The sequence below is a fragment of the Ancylobacter defluvii genome (assembly GCF_018390605.1).
Lineage (GTDB): Bacteria > Pseudomonadota > Alphaproteobacteria > Rhizobiales > Xanthobacteraceae > Ancylobacter > Ancylobacter defluvii.
In genome coordinates, this window is sequence record NZ_JAHBGD010000019.1 from 333,645 (window position 1) to 352,255 (window position 18,611).

The window sequence follows — 18,611 nt, forward strand, 5'->3', positions numbered from 1 at the left end:
CAAGCCCGGCAATGAAGGCACGAAAGCGGTCGCCCAATGCCGCGCCGAGGATGGTCTTCAATCGCGGGCCGAAGGCGCGCTGCACACCGGTCTGCACCATATGGGTGCCCCACAGCAGCAGCGCGATGTAGCCGGCAAGGTCAACAAGACTGGTGGGGAAGGTCATAAAAGCAGCAAATGCCACTTCCCGCCATGAGGCAAGTGCCCGGCAGGACCCGATTATTCATCCCCGCCACGCGGGTATAGGGAAACGATCTGCCCGGCGATAAAGCTTTCGGCGTTTCGCCATGCCTCATCATTGTCACCGCGAAAGGTGTAGAGGCGTTCGAGCACCTTTTTATCGGTCTTGAGATCGATCAGGGCCACCTTGGCCCACTGGACCAGCGTGCTCATTTTCTGGATGCCGCCGACCAGCAGGAGATCGGCGCCCGCATGCTGCGCCGCCGCGGTGAATTCGGAAACAGTCGCATCCGTCAAAACACAAGGCTGGCACGGCAGGGAAACGACGCGGAACGCCTCGCTGGCGGCAATGTCCCGCCTCAGCGCGCTCATGAAGGCCTGCAGTCGAGCCCGGTGGTCGGCCTTCTGGTCCCGCGGCTCTCCCGAAGTGTCGATGTACTGGAACTCCACGATCGCGACCGCCGCACGCGGGACCACCTCGGCAACCGCCGCCTGGTTCAGCGAAGCCAACAAGCCGATCAGAGAGACCAGAAGGGAGAAATGGCGCATGCGGGTCTGCTCCATGTTCATCCGGCAGGACAGGTCACGCGGCCCTGGGGGCGGCAAGCCCGAAACCGGCCCGTGTCACTACCACTGAGGCCGAATGTCGGGAGGAGCGTTTCGCTTGATATCAGCGGCTGCGTCGTTCCGATGGTGGAGCCGAGGGGATTTGAACCCCTGACCTCTGCAGTGCGATTGCAGCGCTCTCCCAACTGAGCTACGGCCCCTCACCATCAGGCCGCGCCTTGTACGTTCGCCCCCGACGCCCTGTCAAGCAGCCACGTCGCATCACACACAGACGAGCACGTTTTCCCGCGAAAGCGAGGCCGGCGGCACCGGGGCCGAATGAGGCATCCGCAGCGCCTGCCCTTCCCCACCGCCGGAAAGCGGGTAAGAAAGCTGGCTGGTGCGATCGGGGTTGCCGCAATGCGGCCGCGCCTTTAAGCATTCCTCAGCTCAGGCCCTGCGCCGCCCGCCCCACTTGAGGTTCGCGATGTATTCGCTGCTCTGGTTGTTCGATACGCTCATCTCGCTCTATGTCTGGATCCTTATCGCCTCGGCCATCCTGTCCTGGCTGGTGGCGTTCAACGTGGTCAATCCGCACAATCAGGTGGTGCGCAGCGTCGGCGAGTTCCTCTGGCGCATCACCGAGCCGGTGCTGGCGCCGATCCGCCGGCTGCTGCCCAATCTCGGCGGCATCGACGTTTCGCCGATCATCCTGATCATCGGCCTGTATTTCATCCGCAACCTGGTGTTCGAGCTCGTGACCTGAGCAGCGGAGGTTTCGCCGTGGCGGTGCAGGCCGCCTGGACGCCCACCGATGACGGCGTGACGGTGAGCGTGCGCGCCACCCCGCGCGGCGGGCGCGATGCCGTCGAGGGCATCGTCGAGCTGGCGGATGGTCGGCGCGCGCTGAAGGCGCGGGTCAGCGCAGCGCCGGAGGACGGCAAGGCCAATGCGGCTCTCGCCCGCCTGCTGGCCAAGCTGCTGGACGTGCCGGTCGCGAAGATCGAGCTCGCCTCGGGCGCCACCGCCCGCCTGAAGACCTTTCGCATCAGCGGCGACGCCGCGGCGATCATCGCCAAGCTCATGGCGCTGTGAGCCCGCATCGCCGTGGCCGGCAATGTGGGGACGGGAACAAGCGTTCGGGAATGGGGGCGTACCGGCTTCCGGCGCTCAGCCGGCCCAGCCGAAGGCGAGCTTCTCCAGCGTGCGGCCGCCGAAGGTCTCGGAGGAGCGGGCGATGTTGGCGCCGCCGAGCGCGCGGTAGAACGCCAGCGCCGGCTCGTTGGCGGCCAGCGCCCATACCGTCACGCCGTCAAAGCCGGCCCCGGCCAGTTCCTTGCGGGAATCGGTGAACAGCCGGCGGCCGAAGCCGAGCCCCTGATATTCCGGCCGCAGATAGAGCTCGTAGATCTCGCCCTCATAGGGCAGGCCGCGCGCGCGGTTGCGGCCGAGATTGGCATAGCCGGCGATCCGGTCGGCATGGGTAAGCACCAGCACGCGCGAGCCGCGCCGCAAGGCGGTTTCCCACCAGCCCGGCCCGCGTCGCTCGATCATCTTCTCGAGCTCGACGCCGGGGATGAGGCCGCGATAAGCCGCGCGCCACGCCGAGTCGTGGATCTCGGCGATGTCGGGAGCATCTGCCGGGCGGGCCCGGCGGGTTTCGAAGAGAAGCGTGCCCATGTCGCTTATGGGAGCAAAAGCCGGGCGCGGGATCAAGTAGCTTTGTGGCGAAATCGCGCAGCGGTCCACCACAGCCCCGCCTCGCCGGCCGGAGCGCCAAACGAAACGGCCGCCCCGAGAGGCGGCCGTTGCTTGATAGGTGGGGGCGGGAAGCGGGCTCAGACGCCTTCGGCTTCCTTGCGGCGCTCCTCGCGCTTGCGCTCGTTGGGATCGAGCCAGCGCTTGCGGATGCGGATCGACTTCGGCGTCACCTCGACCAGCTCGTCGTCCTGGATCCAGGCCAGCGAACGCTCCAGCGTCATGCGGATCGGCGGGGTGAGGCGCACCGCCTCGTCCTTGGAGGTGGTGCGGATGTTGGTGAGCTTCTTGCCCTTGAGCACGTTCACCTCGAGATCGTTCTCGCGGTTGTGCTCGCCGACGATCATGCCCTGATAGACCTTCCAGCCCGGCTCGATCATCATCGGGCCGCGATCCTCGAGGTTCCACAGCGCATAGGCCACCGCCTCGCCGGCTTCGTTGGAGATCAGCACGCCGTTGCGGCGGCCGGGGATCTCGCCCCGGTGCGGCTGATAGGCGTGGAACAGCCGGTTCATGATGGCAGTGCCGCGGGTGTCGGTCATCAGTTCGCCCTGATAGCCGATGAGGCCGCGGGTGGGAGCGTAGAACACCAGGCGCTGGCGGCTGCCGCCCGAAGGCTTCATCTCCACCATCTCGGCGCGGCGCTCGCTCATCTTCTGCACGACCACGCCGGAATATTCCTCGTCGACGTCGATCAGCACTTCCTCGATCGGCTCGAGGATTTCGCCGCTGTCGGCATCCTTGGTGAACACCACGCGCGGACGCGACACCGCGATCTCGAAGCCTTCGCGGCGCATGGTCTCGATGAGCACGGCGAGCTGGAGTTCGCCGCGGCCGGACACGAAGAACGAGTCCTTATCGGTGGATTCCTCGATCTTCAGCGCCACATTGCCTTCCGCTTCCCGCAGCAGGCGGTCGCGGATGACGCGGCTGGTCACCTTGTCGCCTTCGGTGCCGGCGAGCGGCGAGTCGTTGACGATGAAGGACATGGTGACGGTCGGCGGGTCGATCGGCTGCGCCTTCAGCGGCGCATCGACGCCGAGGTCGCAGAAGGTATCGGCAACGGTGCCCTTGGAAAGGCCGGCAATGGCGATGATGTCGCCCTGCACGCCTTCCTCGATCGGCTGGCGCTCGATGCCGCGGAAGGCGAGGATCTTGGAGACGCGGCCCTGCTCGACCACCGAGCCGTCCTGCGCCAGCACCTTGATCGACTGGTTCGGCTTGATCGAGCCGGAGGTGATGCGCCCGGTGATCATGCGGCCGAGGAACGGGTTGGCTTCGAGCAACGTGCCGATCATGCGGAACGGGCCGTCATCGACGGTCGGCTCCGGCACATGCTTGAGCACGAGGTCGAACAGCGGCGCCATGCCCTGGTCCTGCGGGCCTTCCGGCGACTCGGCCATCCAGCCATTGCGACCGGAACCGTAGAGGATCGGGAAGTCGAGCTGGTCGTCGCTGGCGTCGAGCGCCGCGAACAGGTCGAACACCTCGTTGATGACTTCCTGCGAGCGGGCGTCGGAGCGATCCACCTTGTTGATGGCGACGATGGGACGCAGGCCCACCTTCAGCGCCTTGCCGACCACGAACTTGGTCTGCGGCATCGGGCCTTCGGCGGCATCGACCAGCACGATGGCGCCGTCGACCATGTTCAGGATGCGCTCCACCTCGCCGCCGAAATCGGCGTGGCCCGGCGTGTCGACGATATTGATACGGGTATCCTTCCAGACCACCGAAGTGGCCTTGGCGAGGATGGTGATGCCGCGCTCCTTTTCGAGATCGTTCGAATCCATCACACGCTCGGCGACGCGCTGGTTCTCACGATAGGAGCCGGACTGCTTTAGCAGTTCGTCCACCAGCGTGGTCTTGCCGTGGTCGACGTGGGCGATGATGGCGATGTTGCGCAGCTTCATAAGTAAACACCAAAAAGCGGGCCCGAAGGCAATTCGGACCCGCGTGGGAATTTTGCGGCGCACTATACTCAGAAAGCCCGCAAAGGCAACGCCGGAACGGCGCAAAAGCGCCGACGCGATCTCACACCGCGCCGGCGCGGGGCACTCAGTGCGATCGGCGCAGTTCCCACAGCCGGCGAATCTGCCCGGCTTTCATGATCTCGCCCTCAGGCGTGCGCAGCCAGGCGACGTCGCGCCCGGCCGGCGATTGGGTCATGGCGAAGGCGACGGCATCTTCCACCGTCTCGAATTCGTAGCTGTCCGGCCAGTTGTCCGGCGCGTGCACATCGTGCGAGGCCGGCCAATATTGCAGCCGCACCAGCGCATGCTCAGCGCCAGCCTGCTCGGGTCTAGACTCCATGGCGATGCTCCTCCTTTTCAGAGTGGCGCGCCGCAAGCCGGCACGCCGGCAGCGCCGTGCGTTCATCCACGGCGGATTTGGGAAACGCCCGATGTCGCGAACGGTTCCTTCGGCAAAATCGTGCCGCCGCCCGATCGTCGGAGCACCACGCCACTTGAACCCCGGCGCCGCTATCCCAGTTGTCAAAAGCGATGACGCACGGGACGATATGGAGGGACCTGCGATGAACGGACGCCCCGATGCCGGCCGCCCGGCCGAGACGGAGGTCGACAAGGCGCTGGAGGAGAGCTTTCCCGCCAGCGACCCGCCGGCCTTCACCGGCATCACCGGCGCCGTGTCGATTCCCGAGAACGAGCCGGCACCGACCCCGAGCGAGGAAGACATAGACGAGGCGCTGGAGGAAAGCTTCCCCGCCAGCGACCCGCCGGCCTTCACCGGCATTACCGGCGCGGTGCCGATTCCCGAGACCAAGCCGGCGCCGACATCGAGCGAGGAAGCCATAGACGAGGCGCTGGAGGAGAGCTTTCCCGCCAGCGACCCGCCCGCCTTCACCGGGATCACCGGCGTGAGGGCGGGCAGCTAGCTGCCGCCCTCCACGCACCGGGACGGAAGGCTGGGCGGCCTTCTAGAGATATGTCTGGTCGGCGATGGCGCTCCCCAGGCCGTAGGCGAGATAGACCAGCACCGCGAACCACCACAGATGTGTCAGCAGCGGCGGGTGCCCCTGGCCTCGTTGGCGGTTGCGCCGCTGGCGCTGGTCGTACCAACCCAGTGCCCCCAGCACGGCGAGCGGCGCGGGCGCCAGCAAGCCGACGCTGAAAAATCCCATGATCGCGCCGATCACCACGCACGCCGATAGCAGGATCGGCCCCTCCAGCAGATCCCAAGGGGTCCAGGGCAAGGGCGGGGGTGGGCCGTGATAGGTCATGGGTCGCTACCATTGCTGAGCATTGAGACGCACCCGGGCGAACCGCGCGGGGTGAAGGATCGGAGAAGACCGGAAGGGATCGGGGAGCGGATCGCCGCGGCATCCCAGCCACCCGCCTCCCCTCCACTGCGAAAGGCCTAGCCGGCGCCGACCCCCGGCCCGGTGGGGCCGGCCGGCCCCGAGGGGCGCCGCGCCCAGGGCCCGAACCGCGCCTCCGGCTGGGCAGCGCGCAGCATCATCATCTCGCCGACATTCTCCGGCGACAGCAGGCCGATCAGCCGCCCGTCGGCATCGAGCGCGCCCAGCACCGGCGCCCCGCTCTGGGTGAGCAGCTGCAGCGCCTTGTCGAGCGGCGTGCGCCCCGGCAGCGTCGGGATGTCGCCCTGCATCGCCTCCAGCACCGAGGCCTCCGGCCCCTTGGCCTGCAGCGCCCGGATCATCGCGTCGCGGGTCAGCACGCCGCGCAGGTGGCCGGCGCCGTCGACGATGGGAAACTCCTTCTGGGTGGTACGGATCAGCGCCTCGGCGGCGTCGCCGACGCTGGATTGCGGCCCCAGCGTCTCGAAATGCGTGATCATCGCATCCTGCACCAGCACCCCCTGCGCCGCCTGCCGCATCTGCACGCTGCCGGCCTCGCCGGAGGCGGCGAGGAACACGAAGACGGCGATGATGATCAACATCGGGTTGCCGAAGATGCCGAGGAAGCCGAGGCCGATGGCCAGCGCCTGGCCGATCGAGGCCGCCATCTGCGTCGCCTGCGCATGGCCCATTCGCATGGCCAGCAGCGCCCGAAGCACCCGCCCGCCATCCATCGGAAAGGCCGGGATGAGGTTGAACACCACCAGGAAGATGTTCGCCCCCGCCAGCTTGGCGAGCAGGCCGATCTGCGGGTTCTCGATGTTCTCCAGATGCTCGACGCCGGTGGTGCCGCCCAGCGCCAGGATCAGCACCAGCGCGATGACCACGTTCACCGCCGGCCCGGCCAGCGCCACCACCAGTTCCTCGGACGGCTTCTCCGGAATGCGCTCCAGCCGCGCAATGCCGCCGAACGGCCAGAGCGTCACCTCCGGCGTCTTCACCCCGTAGCGGCGCGCCGCGAAGATATGGCCGAACTCGTGCAGCAGCACGCACAGGAACAGCAGCGCCACGAAGGCGACGCCCTCCCAGGCGGCGCCGGCGCCGCCGCGCTGGTAATAAGCGACCCAGATCCAGATGAGGAACAGCAGGAAGGTGACGTGGATGCGCACCGCGGTGCCGTAGATGTATCCGACGGTCAGCGACCAGGGCATGCGACTCTCCGATGCAACTCTGCCGGGAACCAGCTGCGGCACGCGAATGCCGCGACGCGAGCTTAACTGGTAGCACCTTCCTGACGAAAGCTCGGCAACAAGATTGCCGTGGATTCGCACGGCGCCGGCACATAAGGCGGCGGGGAACCGACGCGCCCGCCGGAGGTTGGCATGGGAGGGCGGCATGATCGCCGCCGCCCAGACCAGCAAGGGAGCTTTCGCGATGGACCGCACGCTGCGCACCACGACAGAAGCCATCGACCATGTGTGGAAGATGATGGACGATATTCGCACCTGCATGCTGGTGACCAAGCACGGCCTCGCCCTGCGCGGCCGGCCGATGCACGCCATGCCCTCGCGCGAGGAAGGCTGCATCTGGTTCCTCTCCGACCGGCGTGGCCACAAGGAGGAGGAGCTGGAGCGCGACCCGCAGGGAGCGCTCATCTTCGCCCATCCCGGCCGCAACGATTACCTCTCGGTCTCCGGCGAGACCGAGGTCAGCGTCGATCGCGCCAAGATCGACGAATTGTGGAATGATGCCGCCCGCGCCTTCTGGCCGGAGGGAAAGGCCGATCCCAATATCTGCGTGCTGCGCTTCCTGCCCGAGGATGCGGAATATTGGGACGGTCCGTCGAGCTCGGTGCTGATCGCCCTCAAAATGGCAACCGCCCGCATGACCGGCGAAACCCCGGACCTCGGCGAGAGCCGCAAGGTGCCGCTGGGCTGAGAGGGCCACCCGCCGGCAACGTCAGGGGCGCTGCGCCGCGAGGATCTCGCGGAGCAGCATCGTGACCGGCAGATGGCCGAGGATCTCGGTATTGGTGTGGTGACCGCTCCAGCCCGCCAGTTTGTCGACCGGAATATCCCAGCGTGAATTGAGCCGGCCCAGCGGATCGGCGCCGCCGAGCACGTCGATGACGTTGGTGAAGGCCGGCGGCACCGCAATCGTGGCGCTGAATGTGACGATCAGGCGATCGGACGGGATCGAGCGCTGTTCCGCCTCGCTCCAGCGCACAAAGGCGTACAGCGCCTCGGACATCACCAGATTGCCCTTGGAATGCCCGGTGAGCACCTGAAAATCGAAACGCTGATCGCACAGAAGCGCAAACGCCACCTGCGTGTCGCGGCTGATCGCCGGATTGCGCGTCACCTTGTCGAGGCTGGCGGCAGAGTCGGTACTGGCAGCGCTGGTACTGGCAGCGCTGGTACTGGCAGAGTCGGTGCGGGCCGTCGGCGCCGGCAGGCTGTGGGCCTCCAGCGCCTCGAAGGCATGGCGCGCCTGGTTCACCCCGCCGAACCAGAACCACCCGCCCAGAGCTTCGGCGATCAGATCGGACATGCCGTATCCCGAAACCACCGCCAGCGCCGGCTTGCCGGTGGCATCGGCGACGTTACGGGCGAAGGCGGCGCTGCCGAGGGCCGAACTGCCCACTCCCGCAATGCACAGGCTGGTCGCGGTGCCGCCGCCGGCGGCGGCGAGGGCATCCAGCGTCGGCCAGATGCTCACCTCGCCCGCGCCGGAGGGCGGAACCAGAACCAGCGAACCTTCCAGGACACCCAGCCGGCCCAGCGCCTGCGCTTCCTCCGGCGACAGCGTCTTCACATCGTAGAAGAAGCTGTCGAGCGTGGTATTACGCTTGCGGAAGCCTTCCCATGCCCAGCCGCCGCTCCCTACCGGCGGACGGCTCGGCAAGGCCGCGTTTTGTGCAAGGCTGGCGGACGTCAACGCGTCGAACGTACCAAGCATGGGCCACCTCCCGACCGGAGAATGGCGCCATGTTACCTCGACAACCTATCGTTGCACCGCGACCTTTTGTCACCCGCCGATTTTGCGGGCGCGACTGCCCAGCGTGCGCAGGCGCAGCGCGTTCAGCTTGATGAAGCCGGCGGCGTCGCGGTGGTCATAGGCGACCGCGCCTTCCTCGAAGGTGACGAGGTCCTGGTTGTAGAGCGAGTAGGGCGAGGAGCGGCCGACCACCTCGACATTGCCCTTGTAGAGCTTCAGCCGCACGTCGCCGGTCACCATTTCCTGGCTCTTGTCGATCAGCGCCTGCAGCATCTCGCGCTCGGGCGAGAACCAGAAGCCGTTATAGATCAGCTCGGCGTAGCGCGGCATGATCTCGTCCTTGAGATGCGCGGCGCCGCGATCCAGCGTGATGCTCTCGATGCCGCGATGCGCCTTGAGCAGGATGGTGCCGCCGGGGGTCTCGTAGACGCCGCGCGACTTCATGCCGACGAAGCGGTTCTCGACGAGGTCGAGCCGGCCGATGCCGTTCTCCTTGCCGAGGGCGTTCAGCCGGGTCAGCAGGCTGGCGGGCGAGAGCGCCTCGCCATCGATGGAGACCGCGTCGCCCTTCTCGAAACCCACGGTGATGTAGGCGGGCCGGTCCGGCGCATCTTCCGGCGCAATGGTGCGCTGATAGACGAATTCCGGCGCCTCGACCGCCGGGTCTTCCAGCACCTTGCCCTCGGAGGAGGAGTGCAGCAGGTTGGCGTCGACGGAGAACGGCGCTTCGCCACGCTTGTCCTTGGCGATCGGGATCTGGTGGCTCTCGGCAAAGGCGATCAGCTGCTCGCGCGAGCGCAGGTCCCATTCGCGCCAGGGGGCGATGATCTTGATCTCCGGCTCGAGCGCGTAATAGCTCAGCTCGAAGCGCACCTGGTCGTTGCCCTTGCCGGTGGCACCATGGGACACCGCGTCGCCACCGACCTTGCGGGCGATCTCGATCTGCTTCTTGGCGATCAGCGGCCGGGCGATCGAGGTGCCGAGCAGGTACAGCCCTTCATAGAGGGCGTTGGCGCGGAACATCGGGAACACATAGTCGGAGACGAATTCCTCGCGCACGTCCTCGATGAAGATGTGTTCCGGCTTGATGCCGAGCAGCTCGGCCTTCTTGCGCGCCGGCTCCAGTTCCTCGCCCTGGCCAAGATCCGCGGTGAAGGTCACCACCTCGCAACCATAGGTGGTCTGCAGCCATTTGAGGATTACCGAAGTGTCGAGACCGCCCGAATAGGCGAGGACCACGCGCTTGACGTCAGCCATGTCGAAGGATTCCGCGAGAAGAGAGGCAAAGAGGGCCGAAAGCGCGCGGACTATAGGCATGGCGCGCGGGCGTGCAACCCTCAGCGTGTGTTTTAGTACACACGCTGAGGCAGCGCGTCAGGACGTCGGGGAGGGCGGCGGCGTGCCGGATGAAGGCGCGGGCGGGGGCGGCGGTGCGGGCGGCAGCGCCGGCGGGCGCTCGGCGAACACCGGCTTCCAGAAGCCGGCGCTCCAGCCCGCCACCAGCCAATACACCAGCCCGCCGGCCAGCCCGGCGCCGAGGATGTAGAGATCGACGTCGAAGCTCGCCAGCGCCGCACCTTCGGGAAAGGGCGGGAAAAGCTGCGCCCCCAGCCAGGCGGAAATCGCCCCGTTCGCCGTATGGAACAGCCAGGAGCGCACACCGAACATCTCGGAAAACAGCACGCCGATCAGCGCCACCGCCCACATCATCAGCGCCGCGCCGGACAGAGCCAGACCGGAGATCATCGCCGCGTCGAACAGCCGGATCGCGTCGATATCGTGCGTGCCGGCGAGGATGTCGCCCACCCGCCAGGACCCGGCGATCATCACCAGGATGGAGGCGATCAGGGCGCAGACCAGCCCGAACGGCACCAGCACGAAGCGAAGCAACAGACGCAGGAGATTGTCCATGGCGCTCACGCCGGGGAGGGATGCGGCGTGTGGCAGACGGCTTCGATATTGTGCCCGTCGGGGTCGAGCACGAAGGCACCGTAATAGTTCGGGTGGTAGTGTGGGCGCAGGCCCGGCGCGCCGTTGTCGCGCGCCCCGGCCGCCAGCGCCGCCGCATAGAAGGCGTCGACCACCGCCCGGTCCGCCGCCGTGAAGCACACATGGAGATGACCGTGGCCAACTCCCGACAGCCCGCCGCCGGAGCCGATCCAGAAGAACGGCTTGCCGTTGGCACCAAAGCCGGCATGCGCCTCGCCGCCGGTCTCCTCAGCCGCGACCTCCATCACCACGGTGATGCCGAGCGGAGCGAGCGCCGCCTGGTAGAAGGCGCGTGAACGCGCGAAATCCGCCCCTGGGAAGCCGATATGATCGATCATGGCCGACCTCCCGCCGCTATTCCGCCGAGGCGGCCATGGCGCGCAGGGCCAGCCTTTCGCGGGCGCTGAGCTTCTCGGTCTCGCTCTTCAATTGCCCGCAGGCGGCGAGAATGTCGCGGCCGCGCGGCGTGCGCACCGGGCTGGAATAGCCGGCGCGGAACACGATGTCGGAGAACTGCTCGATGGTCTCCCAGTCCGAGCACTCATATTTGGTGCCCGGCCAGGGATTGAACGGGATGAGGTTGATCTTGGCCGGGATGCCGGCCAGCAGCTTCACCAGCGCCTTGGCGTCGGCCGGACTGTCATTCACGCCCTTGAGCATCACATATTCGAAGGTGATGCGCTTGGCGTTGGAGGCCGGCGGATAGTTGCGGCAGGCGTCGAGCAGCTGCTTCAGCGGGTATTTCTTGTTGATCGGCACCAGCACGTCGCGCAGTTCGTCGCGCACCGCGTGCAGCGAGATGGCGAGCATCGGCCCGACCTCGTGCCCCAGCCTCTCGATCTCCGGCACCACGCCGGAGGTGGAGACGGTGATGCGGCGCTTGCCGATGCCGAGGCCCTCGCCGTCGGCCAGCACCTCGATGGCCTTGGCCACCGAGTCATAAGCATAGAGCGGCTCGCCCATGCCCATGAACACGATGTTGGTGACGAGCCGGTCGCCCTCGGTCGGCAGGCCGGGGCCGACCGCCCGCTCCATGCCGGGGTAATCGCCCAGACGATCACGCGCCACCATCACCTGCGCGACGATCTCGGCGGCAGTCAGGTTGCGCACCAGCCGCTGGGTGCCGGTGTGGCAGAACGAACAGTTGAGCGTGCAGCCGACCTGGCTGGAGACGCACAGCGTGCCGCGGTCGCTCTCGGGGATGTAGACCATCTCGACATCGTGCGGCTTGTCGCCGGCGATGTCGGGCGGCAGCCGCAGCAGCCATTTGCGGGTGCCGTCGGCCGAGACCTGCTCGACCACCACCTCGGGCCGGTCGAGGGTGAAGGCGGCCGCGAGCTTCTCCCGCAGCCCCTTGCCGACATTGGTCATGGTGTCGAAGGAAGTGGCGCCGCGCAGATAGATCCAGTGCCAGAGCTGGGCGACGCGCATGCGCCGCTCGCGCTCGGGCAGGCCGATATCGGCGAGCGCAGCGGCAAGCCCCTCGCGATCGAGCCCGGCGAGCGAGCGGCGAGTGTCCGTCAGAGACGGCGGCGCGACCGGTGTGGCGGCAATGGCAGCGCCTGCCCCGGCGGCGGCGGCCGCAGTGGTATCGATGAGGTTCATGGCCGTTTACGAGAATGGATGTTTGCGCGCCTCATAGCACGCCTTGGCCGTGATGGCGAATGCGTGCCGCGCAGACCTCGCGTGCCGCTACTTCAGCGGCACCCAGATGTCGATGACGAGATCATCGTCCGGCGTCGTCGCCGGGTCGGCGCGGTATTCCTCGACATAGAGATCCTGCGCCTCCAGGTCCTTGGCGTCGAGCAGGTTGGCGATCTGCTCATAGGTCGGGTCCATGGCGTCATAGGGCCCGCGATGGGTGAAGCGCAGCGCCTTGCCGGCCGGCGAGGCGGAGAATTCCAGCCCCTCCCCCGGCTTCTCGGTGGTGGCGCCGGCAAACGGCACCGCCGCCTCGAAGCTGAAGCCCTCGTCATCCGTCATGGTGTAGATGATGAAGGGCGCGCCCACCCGCTTCAGCTTCAGCCGGTCGAGCTCGGCATAGACCGCCTTCAGCGTCGCGACGATGGTGGCGAAGCCATCGTCCCAATTGCTCTTGGCCGATTTCTGCAGCACCGGCACCGGCACCATGTCGGCCGGGTCGCCGAAACCGTCCGGCCGCTGCAACGGATCGCCCCCCGGCGGTACGGCGGTGGTGTCGACGCCCTTGGGATCGATCACTGGCGGCGCCACCATGTCGCCCTCCTGCGCATCGGGGGCGTCCGGGGCTTTCTCCACCGGCGCAACGGGAGCGGGAATGGCAGGAGCCGGCGTGGCGGCGGGCGCCTCGGGGGCCGGCGCGGGTGCCTGCGCCTGCACCGGCAGCGCGACATTCGCCAGCAGCGCCAGCGCGAAGGCGGATTTCAGGAGAGGATTCAGGAGCCGAAGGACAAGCTGCATGGTTCACCCGGGCACGGCATGACGCCGTGCCCTCCTTAGCATCCCACCGGTGGCGCGACGATGGCGCAAAGGCCGCGCCGACACGTTTCCCCGCCCGCGCGGCAGCGGCGCCACGGCGGCATCGCCGCAGCCCCCACCCCCATGCGCGCGCCATGGTTGCGCGCATGGTCGCGCCTTGCGCAGCGGGAACGGGCGTCCTGCGGCAAACGCACTGGCCTTCGCGCCCGGCTTCGCCATATAAGGGCTCACTCCGGCCGCATGGCACCTGGCCGGGCATTTTCGGATCATCATGGCTTCGCTGGCAGATCGTCCCTTCGTGAAGATGAACGGCCTCGGCAACGAGATCGTCGTGCTGGATCTGCGCGACGGGCCGATGCCGGTGCCGCCGGAGGAAGCGCGGGCGCTCGCCCGCCCCGACGTGCTGCCCTTCGACCAGATCATGGCGCTGTATCCCGCCGCCGTGCCCGGCATCGACGCCTATGTGCGCATCATCAATGCCGATGGCTCGGAAGCCGGCGCCTGCGGCAACGGCACCCGCTGCATCGCGCTTTATGAATATGGCCGCACCGGCCGCGCGCATATCCGCTTCGAATCCATCGCCGGCCTGCTGGATTGCAACGTCTCCTCCAGCGGCATCACCGTGGATATGGGCCCGCCGCGCTTCGGCTGGGCCGACATCCCGCTCGCCGGCCCGGTCGCCGATACCCGCGCCCTCGACATCCAGGCCGGCCCGGCCGAAGCCCCGGCGCTGGCGCACCCGGCGGTGGTGAATGTCGGCAACCCGCACGCCGTGTTCTTCGTGCCGGATGCCGCCGCCGTCGATCTCGGCCGCTACGGACCGGAGCTGGAACGTCACCCAGCTTTCCCGGATCGCGCCAATATCTCCGTCGCGCAGGTGCTCTCGCCCGACCATATCCTCCTCAAGGTATGGGAACGCGGCGCCGGCCTCACCCGCGCCTGCGGCTCGGCCGCCTGCGCCACCGCCGTCTGCGCCGCCCGCCTCGGCCTCACCTGCCGCCGGGTCACCGTCACCCTGCCCGGCGGCGACCTCACCATCGACTGGCGCGAGGCGGACGACCACATCCTGATGACCGGCCCGGCGGAGCTGGAGTTCTCCGGCCGCCTCACCCCCGACATGCTCGGCGTGACGGCCTGAAGGATCGCCCCGGGGAACGCTCATGTCCGTCGACGTCGTCACCTTTGGCTGCCGCCTCAACACGCTCGAATCCGAGGCGATGAAAAACGCGGCCGGTGCGGCGGGTCTCGACGATCTCGTGGTGGTCAACACCTGCGCCGTCACCGCCGAGGCAGTGCGTCAGGCCAAGCAGGCGATCCGCCGGCTGAAGCGCGAGCAGCCGGACACGCGCATCGTCGTCACCGGCTGCGCCGCCCAGACCGAGCCGGAAACCTTCGCCGAGATGGCGGAGGTCGAGCGCGTCATCGGCAATGCCGACAAGGCGCGGCCCGAAACCTGGATCGCCGCCCGGCAGGCGCTCGATTTCGGCATCGGCCATGAGGAAAAGGCGGTCGTCGGCGATATCATGAGCGTGCGCGAGACGGCGCTGCACCTCATCGAGGGCGTTCAGGTCGACCGGCTGGAAGGTCGCACCCGCGCCTTCGTGCAGGTGCAGAATGGCTGCGACCATCGCTGCACCTTCTGCATCATCCCCTATGGCCGCGGCAATTCCCGCTCCGTGCCGATGGGCGAAGTGGTGGCGCAGGTGCGCCGGCTGGTCGAGAACGGCTACGCCGAGGTGGTGCTCACCGGCGTCGATCTTACCTCCTATGGCGCCGGCCTGCCCGGCGCGCCGAAGCTGGGCACGCTGGTGCGCTCGATCCTGCGCCACGTGCCGGAGCTGCGGCGCCTCAGGCTGTCCTCCATCGATTCCGTCGAGGCCGATGCCGATCTCATCCGCGCCATCGCCGAGGAGGAGCGGCTGATGCCGCACCTGCACCTCTCCCTGCAAGCCGGCGACGACCTCATCCTCAAGCGGATGAAGCGCCGGCATTCGCGCCGCGACGCCATCGACTTCTGCGCCATGATCCGCCGCGCGCGGCCGGACATGGTGTTCGGCGCCGACATCATCGCCGGCTTCCCTACCGAGACCGAGGCGCATTTCCGCAACTCGCTGGCATTGGTCGACGAATGCGGGCTGACGCATCTGCACGTCTTCCCGTTCTCGCCGCGCCGCGGCACCCCGGCGGCGCGCATGCCGCAGGTGGCGCGCGACGTGGTGAAGGAGCGCGCGCGGCGCCTGCGCGAAAAGGGCGCCACCGCGCTGCTGCGCCATCTCGCGGCGGAGATCGGCGCCCGCACCGAAGTGCTCGCCGAGACCGAGGGCCTCGCCCGCACCCGCGGCTTCACCCCGGTGCGGCTCGCCACCCCCATGCCGCCCGGCAGCATCGGCGAGGTGCGCATCGCCGGCCATGACGGCACGCATCTTCTCGGCGCGCATATTCTCGGCACCGGCACGCACCGCGTCGGTGCCGGGCCGATTGCCGCCTGAACCCGAGCGCTCAACGCATGTCCGACGATACCCCCCGCCCCGGTTTCTGGAAGCGCCTGACGCAAGGGCTGACGCGCACGGCGTCGAACCTGTCGACCGGCATCACCGACCTGTTCACCAAGCGCAAGCTCGACGCCACCACGATCGAGGACCTGGAAGACGTGCTGATCCGCGCCGATCTCGGGGTGGAAACCTCGGCGCGCATCGCCGAGGTGGTCGGCAAGGGCCGCTACGACAAAGAGATCGAGCCGGAGGAGGTGCGCGGCCTCGTCGCCGCCGAGATCGAGAAGGTGCTGGCCCCGGTCGCCATGCCGCTGGTGTTTGAAAGCTATGCCAAACCCTTCGTGCTCTTGATGGTCGGGGTCAACGGCTCCGGCAAGACCACCACCATCGGCAAGCTCGCCTCGGTGCTGCGGGCGCAGCGCAAGAAGGTGGTGCTCGCCGCCGGCGACACCTTCCGCGCCGCCGCCACCGAGCAGTTGAAGGTCTGGGCCGAACGCACCGGCGCCGCCCTGGTCTCGCGCGCACCCGGTGCCGATGCCGCCGGCGTCGCCTTCGATGCGCTGGCGCAGGCAAAGGCCGACGATGCCGACGTGCTGATCATCGACACCGCCGGCCGGCTGCAGAACCGCGCCGAGCTGATGGCGGAGCTGGAAAAGATCGTCCGCGTCGTCCGCAAGCAGGACCCAACCGCCCCGCATGCAGTGGTGCTCACCCTCGATGCCACGGTGGGCCAGAACGCGCTGTCGCAGGTGGAGGCGTTCCAGCGCGTCGCCGGCGTCACCGGCCTCGTTATGACCAAGCTCGACGGCACCGCCCGCGGCGGCATCCTCGTCGCGCTCGCCGCCAAATTCGGCCTGCCGGTGCATCTCATCGGCGTCGGCGAGGGCATCGACGACCTGCAGCCCTTCGCCGCCCGCGATTTCGCCCGCGCCGTGGTGGGTTTGGACGACTGAACGCCTCTTGATCGCCCTACCCCTTGATCGCGCCGCATTGCCGGGCGACAACGCTTGGGAGTAGAGGATTTCCACCGCGATGAACGACAACCGTCCCCCCGCCCGCTCCATGAGCCCGCTCGTCAAGATCGGGCTGGAACTTGGGCCGCTGGTGATCTTCTTCATCGCCAATGGCCGCGCCGGCATCTATGCCGCCACCGGCGCCTTCATGGTGGCGACCTTCGTCGCGCTGGCGATCATGTGGCTGCTGGCCCGCAAGATCGCGGTGATGCCGCTGATCTCCGCCGCCGTGGTGCTGGTGTTCGGCACGCTCACCATCGTGCTGCAGGACGACCACTTCATCAAAATGAAGCCGACCCTGGTCAACGCGCTGTTCGGCGTCGCCCTGCTTGGCGGCATGGCGCTGAAGAAGCCGCTGCTGCCCTATGTGCTGGGCGACGTGTTCGAGCTGACGCCCGAAGGCTGGCGCGTGCTCACAATTCGCTGGGGCGTGTTCTTCATCGCCATGGCGGTGCTGAACGAGATCGTCTGGCGCAGCGTGTCGACCGACAGCTGGGTGGCGTTCAAGACCTTCGGCTATCTGCCGCTCACGCTGATCTTCGCCATGGCGCAGGTGCCGCTGATGACGCGGCACGGCGCCCCCGCCAATGCCACCCCGCCGAGCACCGGAGCGCCGAAGCCCGGCGAGTGAGCCGGCCGGCCCCCTCCGACCCGCCGGGACAAAGGGAGCCCGATCTCACGGCGCCGGATTGCCGGTGAGCTGGTGCACGGCGTCGATCTTCTCGATCACCTCCGGCGCCAGCGTCACGTCCTTCGCGCCGATATCGGCCTTCAGCTGCTCCATCGTGGTGGCGCCGAGGATCACCGAGGTCATGAAGCGGCGCGACAGCGCGAAGGCCAGCGCCATCTGCGCCGGGTCGAGCCCGTGCTCGGCGGCGATCCCGAGATAGGCGTCGATCGCCGCTTCCGTCCCCGGCTTCTGGTAGCGCTGGCCGCGATCGAACAGCGTGGTGCGCGCGCCTGCCGGCCGCGCGCCGTTCTGGTACTTGCCGGTGAGAAAGCCCTGCCCCAGCGCCGAATAGGCCAGCAGCGCCACATCCTCGCGCAGGCTCACTTCGGCGAGCGCGGTCTCGTAGGTGCGGTTGACGAGGTTGTAGGCGTTCTGCACCGAGGCCGCGCGGGGCAGGCCGTGCCGCTCCGCCTCCGCGAGGAACCGCATCGTGCCCCAGGCGCTCTCGTTGGAGAGGCCGATATGACGCACCTTGCCTTCCGTCACCAGCTCGCCGAGCGCCTCCAGCGTCTCCAGCACCGGCGTCTCGTCCGGTGTCGGCCGGCCGTCGGCATCGTCGGGCCAGCGGGTCGGGTTGGAGCCCCACGGCATCTCCCGGCCCGGCCAATGCAGCTGGTAGAGGTCGATATAGTCGGTCTGCAGCCGCGTCAGGCTGTTCTCCACCGCCTCGCGGATCTGGGTGCGGTTCGGCTTGCCGGGCGAGCCGTCGGCACGGAACCAGGTCATCTCCGACAGTCCCACCACTTTGGTGGCGAGGATCACCTTGTCGCGATTGCCGCGCGCCTTGAACCAGGAGCCGATGATGCGTTCGGTCGAGCCCTGCGTCTCCGGCTTGGGCGGGATGGAGTAGAGCTCGGCGGTATCGATGAAATTGATGCCCTCGCCGAGAGCATAGTCGAGCTGGGCGTGGCCTTCGGCCTCGGTGTTCTGCTGACCATAGGTCATGGTGCCGAGGCAAAGCTCGCTCACCTCCAGGCCGGTGCGGCCGAGCGGACGATAATGCATGGGATTTTCCGGAATGCCGGGGGGAAGGGTTACAAATGTAATACCCCCTCCCTCGACCGGGTCGCAAGTGCTGCACCGCAGCAGCAGCGTCCGCTCCCCGCGCCTCCGGCGACCGGCGCTTTCGGCGA

General features: G+C 67.8%; 21 protein-coding genes, 1 tRNA gene and 1 pseudogene. 8 read left to right on the plus strand and 15 right to left on the minus strand.

Features of this window, described 5'->3' with window-relative positions; all coding sequences use genetic code 11:
- The 3 genes and pseudogenes from KHC24_RS25105 to KHC24_RS15650 all read right to left on the minus strand — a co-directional run.
- A pseudogene (locus KHC24_RS25105) lies at window positions 1–166 on the minus strand (Na/Pi cotransporter family protein); the annotation flags it as partial.
- 53 nt (window positions 167–219) lie between these two features.
- Window positions 220–729, minus strand: coding sequence for a DUF2380 domain-containing protein (locus KHC24_RS15645; protein ID WP_213364237.1), 510 nt, complete (start codon window positions 727–729; stop codon window positions 220–222).
- Between the two features lie 142 nt (window positions 730–871).
- Window positions 872–947 (minus strand) — tRNA-Ala (locus KHC24_RS15650).
- A gap of 266 nt (window positions 948–1,213) precedes the next feature.
- Here KHC24_RS15650 and KHC24_RS15655 point away from each other — a divergent pair.
- Both KHC24_RS15655 and KHC24_RS15660 read left to right on the plus strand, forming a co-directional pair.
- Window positions 1,214–1,492, plus strand: a complete 279-nt coding sequence (locus KHC24_RS15655) for a YggT family protein (protein WP_213364238.1) — start codon at window positions 1,214–1,216, stop codon at window positions 1,490–1,492.
- A gap of 23 nt (window positions 1,493–1,515) precedes the next feature.
- Window positions 1,516–1,821, plus strand: a complete 306-nt coding sequence (locus KHC24_RS15660) for a DUF167 family protein (protein ID WP_213364299.1) — start codon at window positions 1,516–1,518, stop codon at window positions 1,819–1,821.
- A gap of 75 nt (window positions 1,822–1,896) precedes the next feature.
- On the opposite strand, the gene KHC24_RS15665 is transcribed toward KHC24_RS15660, so the two are convergent.
- The 3 genes from KHC24_RS15665 to KHC24_RS15675 form a co-directional block, all read right to left on the minus strand.
- Entirely contained in the window at window positions 1,897–2,406 is a 510-nt protein-coding gene (locus KHC24_RS15665) for a GNAT family N-acetyltransferase (protein ID WP_213364239.1), read from the minus strand.
- A 158-nt stretch (window positions 2,407–2,564) separates the two neighbouring features.
- Entirely contained in the window at window positions 2,565–4,394 is a 1,830-nt protein-coding gene (gene typA / locus KHC24_RS15670; RefSeq protein WP_213364240.1) for a translational GTPase TypA, read from the minus strand.
- A gap of 145 nt (window positions 4,395–4,539) precedes the next feature.
- Complete coding sequence (locus KHC24_RS15675) at window positions 4,540–4,794, minus strand: hypothetical protein (protein WP_213364241.1); 255 nt, start codon at window positions 4,792–4,794, stop codon at window positions 4,540–4,542.
- A 223-nt stretch (window positions 4,795–5,017) separates the two neighbouring features.
- Here KHC24_RS15675 and KHC24_RS25110 point away from each other — a divergent pair, with 223 nt between their 5' ends.
- Window positions 5,018–5,377 carry a hypothetical protein gene (locus tag KHC24_RS25110; protein ID WP_246546993.1) on the plus strand — a complete coding sequence of 120 codons (360 nt, stop codon included), beginning with the start codon at window positions 5,018–5,020 and terminating at the stop codon, window positions 5,375–5,377.
- 42 nt (window positions 5,378–5,419) lie between these two features.
- Here the strand turns inward: KHC24_RS25110 and KHC24_RS15685 are convergent, their stop codons facing one another.
- Together KHC24_RS15685 and KHC24_RS15690 are read right to left on the minus strand one after the other, a co-directional pair.
- Window positions 5,420–5,722, minus strand: coding sequence for a hypothetical protein (locus KHC24_RS15685; RefSeq protein WP_213364242.1), 303 nt, complete (start codon window positions 5,720–5,722; stop codon window positions 5,420–5,422).
- A 137-nt stretch (window positions 5,723–5,859) separates the two neighbouring features.
- Window positions 5,860–7,011 (minus strand): site-2 protease family protein, encoded by a 1,152-nt coding sequence (locus KHC24_RS15690; protein ID WP_213364243.1) that lies wholly within the window; start codon window positions 7,009–7,011, stop codon window positions 5,860–5,862.
- Window positions 7,012–7,195: 184 nt separating this feature from the next.
- Here KHC24_RS15690 and KHC24_RS15695 point away from each other — a divergent pair, with 184 nt between their 5' ends.
- Complete coding sequence (locus KHC24_RS15695) at window positions 7,196–7,738, plus strand: pyridoxamine 5'-phosphate oxidase family protein (protein ID WP_246546995.1); 543 nt, start codon at window positions 7,196–7,198, stop codon at window positions 7,736–7,738.
- 21 nt (window positions 7,739–7,759) lie between these two features.
- On the opposite strand, the gene KHC24_RS15700 is transcribed toward KHC24_RS15695, so the two are convergent.
- The 6 genes from KHC24_RS15700 to KHC24_RS25435 all read right to left on the minus strand — a co-directional run bounded on the left by KHC24_RS15700 (window position 7,760) and on the right by KHC24_RS25435 (window position 13,225).
- Window positions 7,760–8,758, minus strand: coding sequence for a hypothetical protein (locus tag KHC24_RS15700; RefSeq protein ID WP_213364244.1), 999 nt, complete (start codon window positions 8,756–8,758; stop codon window positions 7,760–7,762).
- A 69-nt stretch (window positions 8,759–8,827) separates the two neighbouring features.
- A complete protein-coding gene (locus KHC24_RS15705; RefSeq protein WP_213364245.1) occupies window positions 8,828–10,054 on the minus strand; it encodes an argininosuccinate synthase in 1,227 nt (408 codons plus the stop codon).
- A gap of 117 nt (window positions 10,055–10,171) precedes the next feature.
- On the minus strand, window positions 10,172–10,708 hold the full coding sequence (locus KHC24_RS15710; RefSeq protein ID WP_213364246.1) for a hypothetical protein: 537 nt from the start codon (window positions 10,706–10,708) through the stop codon (window positions 10,172–10,174).
- A 5-nt stretch (window positions 10,709–10,713) separates the two neighbouring features.
- On the minus strand, window positions 10,714–11,124 hold the full coding sequence (locus tag KHC24_RS15715; protein WP_213364247.1) for a VOC family protein: 411 nt from the start codon (window positions 11,122–11,124) through the stop codon (window positions 10,714–10,716).
- A 16-nt stretch (window positions 11,125–11,140) separates the two neighbouring features.
- On the minus strand, window positions 11,141–12,391 hold the full coding sequence (gene rlmN / locus KHC24_RS15720; protein ID WP_213364248.1) for a dual-specificity RNA methyltransferase RlmN: 1,251 nt from the start codon (window positions 12,389–12,391) through the stop codon (window positions 11,141–11,143).
- A gap of 87 nt (window positions 12,392–12,478) precedes the next feature.
- The gene (locus KHC24_RS25435) at window positions 12,479–13,225 is read right to left on the minus strand and encodes a GyrI-like domain-containing protein (RefSeq protein ID WP_213364249.1); all 747 of its coding nucleotides are present in this window, start codon (window positions 13,223–13,225) and stop codon (window positions 12,479–12,481) included.
- Between the two features lie 289 nt (window positions 13,226–13,514).
- Between KHC24_RS25435 and dapF the strand changes: the two genes are divergently transcribed.
- The 4 genes from dapF to KHC24_RS15745 all read left to right on the plus strand — a co-directional run bounded on the left by dapF (window position 13,515) and on the right by KHC24_RS15745 (window position 17,379).
- Window positions 13,515–14,381, plus strand: a complete 867-nt coding sequence (dapF, locus tag KHC24_RS15730; RefSeq protein WP_213364250.1) for a diaminopimelate epimerase — start codon at window positions 13,515–13,517, stop codon at window positions 14,379–14,381.
- A 22-nt stretch (window positions 14,382–14,403) separates the two neighbouring features.
- On the plus strand, window positions 14,404–15,732 hold the full coding sequence (gene mtaB / locus KHC24_RS15735; protein ID WP_213364251.1) for a tRNA (N(6)-L-threonylcarbamoyladenosine(37)-C(2))-methylthiotransferase MtaB: 1,329 nt from the start codon (window positions 14,404–14,406) through the stop codon (window positions 15,730–15,732).
- Window positions 15,733–15,749: 17 nt separating this feature from the next.
- On the plus strand, window positions 15,750–16,688 hold the full coding sequence (ftsY, locus tag KHC24_RS15740) for a signal recognition particle-docking protein FtsY (protein ID WP_213364252.1): 939 nt from the start codon (window positions 15,750–15,752) through the stop codon (window positions 16,686–16,688).
- Between the two features lie 79 nt (window positions 16,689–16,767).
- The gene (locus KHC24_RS15745) at window positions 16,768–17,379 is read left to right on the plus strand and encodes a septation protein A (protein WP_213364253.1); all 612 of its coding nucleotides are present in this window, start codon (window positions 16,768–16,770) and stop codon (window positions 17,377–17,379) included.
- 45 nt (window positions 17,380–17,424) lie between these two features.
- On the opposite strand, the gene KHC24_RS15750 is transcribed toward KHC24_RS15745, so the two are convergent.
- Window positions 17,425–18,483, minus strand: coding sequence for an NADP(H)-dependent aldo-keto reductase (locus KHC24_RS15750; RefSeq protein WP_213364254.1), 1,059 nt, complete (start codon window positions 18,481–18,483; stop codon window positions 17,425–17,427).
- Between the last annotated feature and the right edge of the window lie 128 nt (window positions 18,484–18,611).